This is a genomic window from Pseudomonas sp. PDM30 (genome assembly GCF_019218985.1).
GTDB lineage: Bacteria > Pseudomonadota > Gammaproteobacteria > Pseudomonadales > Pseudomonadaceae > Aquipseudomonas > Aquipseudomonas jessenii.
On the sequence record NZ_JAHUWM010000019.1, the window covers coordinates 51,667 to 58,591 of the forward strand.

The 6,925-nt window shown below is 63.6% G+C and carries 2 protein-coding genes; one reads left to right on the plus strand and one right to left on the minus strand.

Annotated features, from left to right (window positions below; translation table 11 throughout):
* Positions 1-137 precede the first annotated feature (137 nt).
* On the plus strand, positions 138-2,267 hold the full coding sequence (locus KW840_RS28095; protein WP_218498443.1) for a mechanosensitive ion channel family protein: 2,130 nt from the start codon (positions 138-140) through the stop codon (positions 2,265-2,267).
* Between the two features lie 152 nt (positions 2,268-2,419).
* Here the strand turns inward: KW840_RS28095 and KW840_RS28100 are convergent, their stop codons facing one another.
* Positions 2,420-6,727, minus strand: coding sequence for a DEAD/DEAH box helicase (locus KW840_RS28100; RefSeq protein ID WP_218498444.1), 4,308 nt, complete (start codon positions 6,725-6,727; stop codon positions 2,420-2,422).
* Between the last annotated feature and the right edge of the window lie 198 nt (positions 6,728-6,925).

Here is a 6,925-nt window from a genome sequence, read left to right on the forward strand (position 1 = left end):
GGGCGCTTCGCCCCCCAACGGGGGCAAGCCCCCTCGCCACAGGAGAAATCACTGTCCTGCTATCTGCGGGCAATATCCGAACTTGCCCGACATTTCTCGATCAGTTCCTTACCGACACAGCCAAAGGAGCGGGTGTTTTGATCAGGCTCAAGACCGCGATACTGCTGGGAGCGTTGCTGTTTGTGGGTAGCGAGCAACTGGAAGCCGCCGCGATACCGGGGCTGCCGACCACCGCGACCGCCGCGACTCCGCCGGCCCATCCCGAACCGCTGGTGCAAGGCGGATTACTGGGAGCCATCAGTTCAAGCATCGATGAGGTCCAGACCAAACTCGATCTCAACGAAAACCTCTTTGACGTCTGGCGCCTGCGTGCCGACCTCGCAGCCGATGAAGTGGATCAGTTGGTCAATAAGCCATCGGCCCGTTCGCCCTGGCGCGTCGCCGGCGATTTCCTGCTGCTGACCTGCGTGTGGGCGGCCGTGTTTGCCTGTCTTTGGCTGCTTGGGCGGATGACCGCCAGGCGCCTGTGCGAGCACCGTCTGCTGCTCAGTCGCGAACGGGGCCAGGCGTTGCTCGGTTACGTGCTGCCCTACACCCTTCCGGCGGTGATCAGTCTGCCGTTGACGATTTATGCCAGCCAGTTTTTGCCGATATCGGCGGGACGGGCGCTGGCGTTGTGTTTTGCCTATGCCACCAGTGCCGGGATCTTTGCCGCGTCATTGGTGCTGTCGCTGGTGGTGATGTTCAATGCCGGACACAAGCGGCGGGCAGTGCAGATTATTCGACAACACAGCCCACGACCGCTGTTCGGCATCGGTTTTCTAGTGGCCCTGAGCGATGCCCTGACCAGCCCGCAGATCGCCCATCAACTGGGCAGTAATCTCACCAGCAGCATCGCCGTGTTCACTGGATTGGCAGCGTCGATTTCCTTCGGCTTGCTGGTGATCCGCATGCGTCGCCCGGTCGCCCATGTGATCCGCATCCTGCCGCTGGCCCAGCGCCTCAGCCAGCCGGCGTTGCGTGAAACCCTGCGGATATTTTCCGGGCTCTGGTATTGGCCGATTCTGTTGATGGTCCTGGTTTCGATCATCAACCTGATCGGCGCCGGGGTGGACAACCAGAGAGTGCTGCGCAGCGCCTTGTTCACCACGGTGCTGCTGATCGCCACGGTGTTTCTCAGCACCACGCTGCATCATCTGTTCAAGACGCGCAGCGAAGCGGACCTGCGCCGCGGCAGCGCCTACAAGGAGCGCTTTCTCAATTTGTCACATGCCTTGTTGCGCATCGCCATGGCCATCGTGTTCATCGATATCCTCGGGCGGATCTGGGGCGTGTCGCTGTTCGAATTCGCGGTGACCAATGCCGTGGGCCGGGCGATCAGTGATTCCCTGGGCCACATCGGTCTGATCCTGCTGGTGACCTGGATGGTCTGGGTGGTGCTCGACACGGCGATTCAGGAAGCCCTGAAACCGCCAACCAACAAGCGCTCGGCGCGCCAGCCGAGTACGCGGGTGAAAACCATCCTGCCGCTGCTGCGCAACGCGATCAAAATCATCCTGGTGGTGATTTGCGCGATCACCACCATGGCCAACCTGGGGATCAACGTCGCACCGTTCCTGGCTGGTGCCGGGGTCATCGGCCTGGCGATCGGTTTCGGCTCCCAGCAACTGGTGCAGGACGTGATCACCGGGCTGTTCATCATCATCGAAGACACCCTGTCCATCGGTGACTGGGTGGTGCTCGATTCCGGGCATGCCGGCACCGTCGAAGGCCTGACCATCCGTACCTTGCGCCTGCGCGATGGCAAGGGCTTCGTGCACTCGGTGCCGTTCGGGCAGATCAAGGCCGTGACTAACCAATCGCGGCAATTCGCCTATGCGTTTTTCTCGGTGCAATTCACCTACGACACCGATGTCGACAAGGCCATCGAACTGATCCGCGAGGCCGGGCACTCCATCAGCAACGACCCGTTCCTGCGCTACAACCTGCAAGGGCCGCTGGATGTGTTTGGCGTCGACAAGATGGACCTCAACGGTGTGGTGCTGACCGCGCAATTCCGTACGGTGTCCGGTGGTCAATACGCGGTGAGCCGGGCTTTCAACCAGCGTTTGAAAAAGCTTGTGGATAACTGCCCGTGGGTGAACTTCGCGCAAACTTATCCACAGCAGGCATTGGTGCCCAGGCATGCTGTCGAGCCACTGAAGGAGGGAGATGCCGCACCGGAGCATTCGGCGGTGTTGATGCCGGAGCGGCCGCGGTCTCAATAGTCAGTTTTGTACTTGAGGCTTTCAGTGGCTGGACCGGCCCCATCGCGAGCAAGCTCGCTCCCACAGGGGATCTTCTGTGATTACAAATTTTCGGCACAACAGAGATCACTGTGGGAGCGAGCTTGCTCGCGATGGGGCCGGTCCAGACGACATTAATGCCGGATAAGCTTACTACGCACTTCAGCCATCGCCCGTTCATCCAGCTCCAGCCAGATCTGCTGTTTGCCGGCAATCTCGGCAGCAACCGGCAACCCGTCGCGATACACCAGCCGATTGCTCGCCAGTGCCGGGACTTTCGCGCCGGGCAATAGCGTGCCGGCGAGGTTCAGCGGATCGACCCCGCACACCGCGACCAGGCCCCCGTCATGAGGCCGACGCCGTACCTCCCGCAACAATGGAATCGCCTCAGGCAAGGCGAATTGCTCGCCCGCCAGGCCACTGACAAAACGCCCGCCACGAATCTCGCCGCGAGCCTCCAGGCGATGGAAAGTACGCAGCAGTTCGCGCCAGCTCGGCAGCCAGTCCGCCTCACGCTCCAGCAAACGCCAGAACACCACGCCGTAACGGCGCAGCAAGGTCATGGCGATGTGCTCAAGGGTATCGGCAGGCGTCCGCTGGTTTTGCACCACCGGCGCGACAGGCGTGCGTCGCAACAGGGCCCAGCGCCCGGCGTCGTCCATACCACCGATAAATGCCCCGCGCCCGCGTCGACTGTTGCGTGGCTGGCGCTTGCTGGCCGGGGTGATCAGTGCACGCAACCCGGCGAAGCTGTCGGCATTCACCAGCCCCGCGCCCACCAGTTCCTGCAAGGCGATTTCCAGCTCCGAACGCAGCAGGTGGGCCTCATGGATCAGTTCATCGAAAAACAGCGCGCCATGCTGGTTGAGGGCGGCGTGGACCTTTTGTGTTTTCGGCGACAGTTCGCTGACCGGCGTCTGTTCGGTCAAGCCGCTCCAGAGGCCGACCCGGTTGCGCGGCAGCAACAAAATCGGCGTGCTGCGCAGCGCGGTGCTGGCGCTTTTGTTGTGCGCAGTCAGGCGCGTCCACACGAGTCTGCCGCTGCGGCACAGCTCATCGAGCCAGGTCGCTGAGTAGTCCTTGATCCGCGCCGGCAGGATGTCGCTGTCCCAGGCTGAAGCGGCAGCAGGGTAGCCTTCGAATTGCGCGACGACGGCTGGCAGTACCGCGGCCCCCTGACCCTGGCTTGCGCTCGACACATGCTGCCAGTCGAACAGGAATCGCATGAAATCCTGCAACGCCACCGGTTCGATTTCCCGGCGCAGGCGCTTGACCGTATAGCGGTGAATCCGCGCCAGCAAATGCCGCTCGCACCATTCTTCCCGGGTGGCGCCCGGGGTAAAGCGACCGCGCAGCACGTAGCCTTCGCGTTCCAGTTGCGCCAGGGCCTGGTTGACCTGCGCAGCGGGCAAACCGAGTGGTTCGGCAATGCGATCGAGCGCCAGTGGCCCGAAGGCGCTGAGCCGTGCGCGGATCAGTTCGAGGATGGCGTCGTCGGCTTCCCAGACCTCGTCGAAGTCCGGAAGCGCTTGCAGGGGCGGCGTCATTTCGGCCTGTGGATAAATCGCCCGCAGGCAGGTCAGGCGCTCCAGCGCCAGCCACAGCGATTGCCCGGCGTTGATCTGCATATGGCTCGCACGTCCGCTGTCGGCCAGGGTATCGAGCCAGTCGAGCCATTGCGGATTGGCGCTGGCCTCGGCATCGCTGATGCACGCCAGGCTCATCAAGGCCTCGTGCATTTCATCGACGCCGGAGGGTGCCGGCCAGGCTTCGTCGCGCACGGCGGCAATCGCCTCGGCGTCCAGGGCGCCGAGGTCGTCGGTGGATTGCGGGTCGCTCCAGCGCCGATTGAGCACTGCCTGGGTTCTACGTTCCTCCAGCGGTGCATCGTCGAGAAAGGTATAGGGCCGGGCGCTGAGAATCTCCGCCGCCAGCGGCGAGGGCGCCGGCAAGTCGCGGCTGATCAGGCGAATGTCGCCGCGTTCCATGCGCCGCAACAAGGCCAGCCAGCCTTGGCTGTCCATGGCTTCGTGCAGGCAATCGTCGAGGGTCTGTTCCACCAGCGGATGGTCGGGAATCTCCCGTTCGCCGGCGAGGTTTTCCACGCAGGCGATCTGATCGGGAAACACGCTGGCGATCAGGTCTTCGCTTTTCATCCGCTGGATCTGCGGCGGGACTTTACGCCCGCCGCTGTAGCGCGGCAGCGCCAGGGCCACGCCGGCATTCCAGCGCCAGCGCACGCCGAACAGCGGCGCGTCGAGCACGGCTTGAATCAGGATGTGTTCGGCACTGTTGCTGTGCAAGTAGCGCCAGACGTCGTCCAGTTCAAAACTGTGGCTGGTGGACAGCGACAGCACGATGGCGTCTTCGCTGGCGGCGGCCTGCAATTCGAAATTGAAGGTGCGACAGAAACGCTTGCGCAGGGCCAGGCCCCAGGCGCGGTTGATGCGGCTGCCGAACGGCGTGTGAATGACCAGTTGCGTGCCGCCGGACTCGTCGAAAAAGCGCTCCATCAGCAGCGTGTCTTGGGATGGCAGGGCACCCAGCGTTTGTCGCGCACGGGCCAGGTAATCCACCAGTTGTTCGGCGCTGGCGATGTTCAAACCCAGGGTCTCGGTCAGCCAGTCGAGCGCTGGTTGCAAGTTACCTGGCGCAGCCCCCAGCAGATCATCGAGTTGTGCCTGCAAGCGCGCCACCGCCGAGGACAATTCGGCACTGCGCCCCGGTGCTTCACCGAGCCAGAACGGAATGGTCGGCGGTTGGCCCTGGGCATCCTCGACCCGGACTTTGCCGGTTTCCACCCGCAGGATCCGATAGGACGTGTTGCCTAACTGGAAGATATCCCCGGCAATGCTTTCCACGGCGAAGTCTTCGTTGATGGTGCCGATGTTCAGCCCTTGAGGCTCCAGCAGCACGCTGTAGTCGGCGTTGTCCGGAATGGTCCCGCCACTGGTCACCGCTGTCAGTTTCGCGCCCCGGCGGCCGCGCAGGGTGCGGCTCACAGCGTCGCGATGCAGGTAGGCGCTACGGATGCCCTGACGACCGTTGTAACCCTCGGCGAGCATGTGCAGCAGCGCCTGGTAGTGTTTGTCGTCGAGTCCGGCGTAGGGCGAGGCGCGGCGCAGCATCTCCAGTAGCGCTTGCTCCGGCCATTCCTGGCAACTGACCTCGGCGATGATCTGCTGCGCCAGCACGTCCAGCGGCGCTTGCGGGATCAGCAAGGTATCGAGTTCGCCCCGGCGCACGCAGTCGAGCAGCGCGGCGCATTCGATCAGGTCGTCCCGGGTGGTGGCGAACAAACGGCCCTTGGGCGTGCCGCCGACCTGGTGCCCGGAACGGCCGACCCGCTGCAGAAACCCGGCAATCGAACGCGGCGAGGCGATCTGGCACACCAGGTCGACGTCGCCGATGTCGATCCCCAGTTCCAGCGACGCCGTGGCGATCAGCACTTGCAGGTCGCCGCGCTTGAGTCGCTGCTCGGCATCCAGGCGAAATTCCTTGGCCAGGCTGCCGTGGTGGGCGGCCACGGCATCCTTGCCCAGGCGCTCGCTCAGGTGCCGGCTCAGGCGTTCGGCCAGACGTCGAGTGTTGACGAAGATCAGCGTGGTCCGGTGTTCCCGGGAGAGGGCGGCGAGGCGGTCGTAGACCAACTCCCAGACATCGTTGGCCATCACGGCCGATAGCGGCACGGGCGGTACTTCGATGTCCAGGTCGCGGGGGCGGGCGTGGCCGATGTCGACAATCTCGCACGGGCGGTCGCGACCGACAAGGAAGCGCGAGACCGCTTCAATGGGCTTTTGCGTGGCCGACAGCCCGATGCGCAGCAGTGGCTCCGGGCAGAGGGCTTGCAGGCGTTCAAGGCTCAGCGCCAGGTGGCTGCCGCGTTTGCTGGCCGCCATGGCGTGGATCTCGTCGACGATCACCGTTTGTGCGGTGCTGAGCATCTGCCGGCCAGAGTCGGAGCCGAGCAGCACATACAGGGATTCCGGCGTGGTCACCAGAATGTGCGGTGCGGTCTTGCGCATTGCCGAACGATCTTTTTGCGGTGTGTCGCCGGTGCGCACGGCGGTGCTGATCTGCAATTCGGGCAGGCCCATCACGCGCAATTGTTCGGTAATGCCGGCCAGCGGGTTTTGCAGGTTGATCTGGATGTCGTTGGACAGTGCCTTGAGGGGCGAGACGTAGACCACCAGGGTTGCGTCGGGCAAGCCTTCGGGGCTTTCCAGGCCGCGGTGCACCAGGTCATCGATGACGGCGAGAAAGGCGGTGAGGGTCTTGCCGGAACCGGTGGGCGCGGCGACCAGGGTCGAGTGGCGCTGGTGGATCAACGGCCACGCCCGGGCCTGGGCGGCGGTGACCGCCGGGAACGTGTGGCTGAACCAGGCGCTGACGGCAGGGTGGAAGCCGCTCAGGGCACTGTCTGCGGGAATGGGCAGGTTCATGCAGCAAGTTATGCGGGTGGGTGGGCCAAGATGCAAGTACCGCTTGGGGATCTCTGTTGACTGACAGGACCCCATCGCGAGCAAGCTGAACTGGCCTAATAATTCCGGACACCTCTTAAGGGCGATATGATTTCGCCAACTTGGAGGTTCCATGAACGAAAGAAAGGTCTATACACGCGAGTTCAAGCTGCATGCTGC

Excerpts from the sequence above, each read along its gene's own strand:
- KW840_RS28100 (WP_218498444.1), bottom strand. The coding sequence starts at position 6,727 with ATGAACCTGCCCATTCCCGCAGACAGTGCCCTGAGCGGCTTCCACCCT.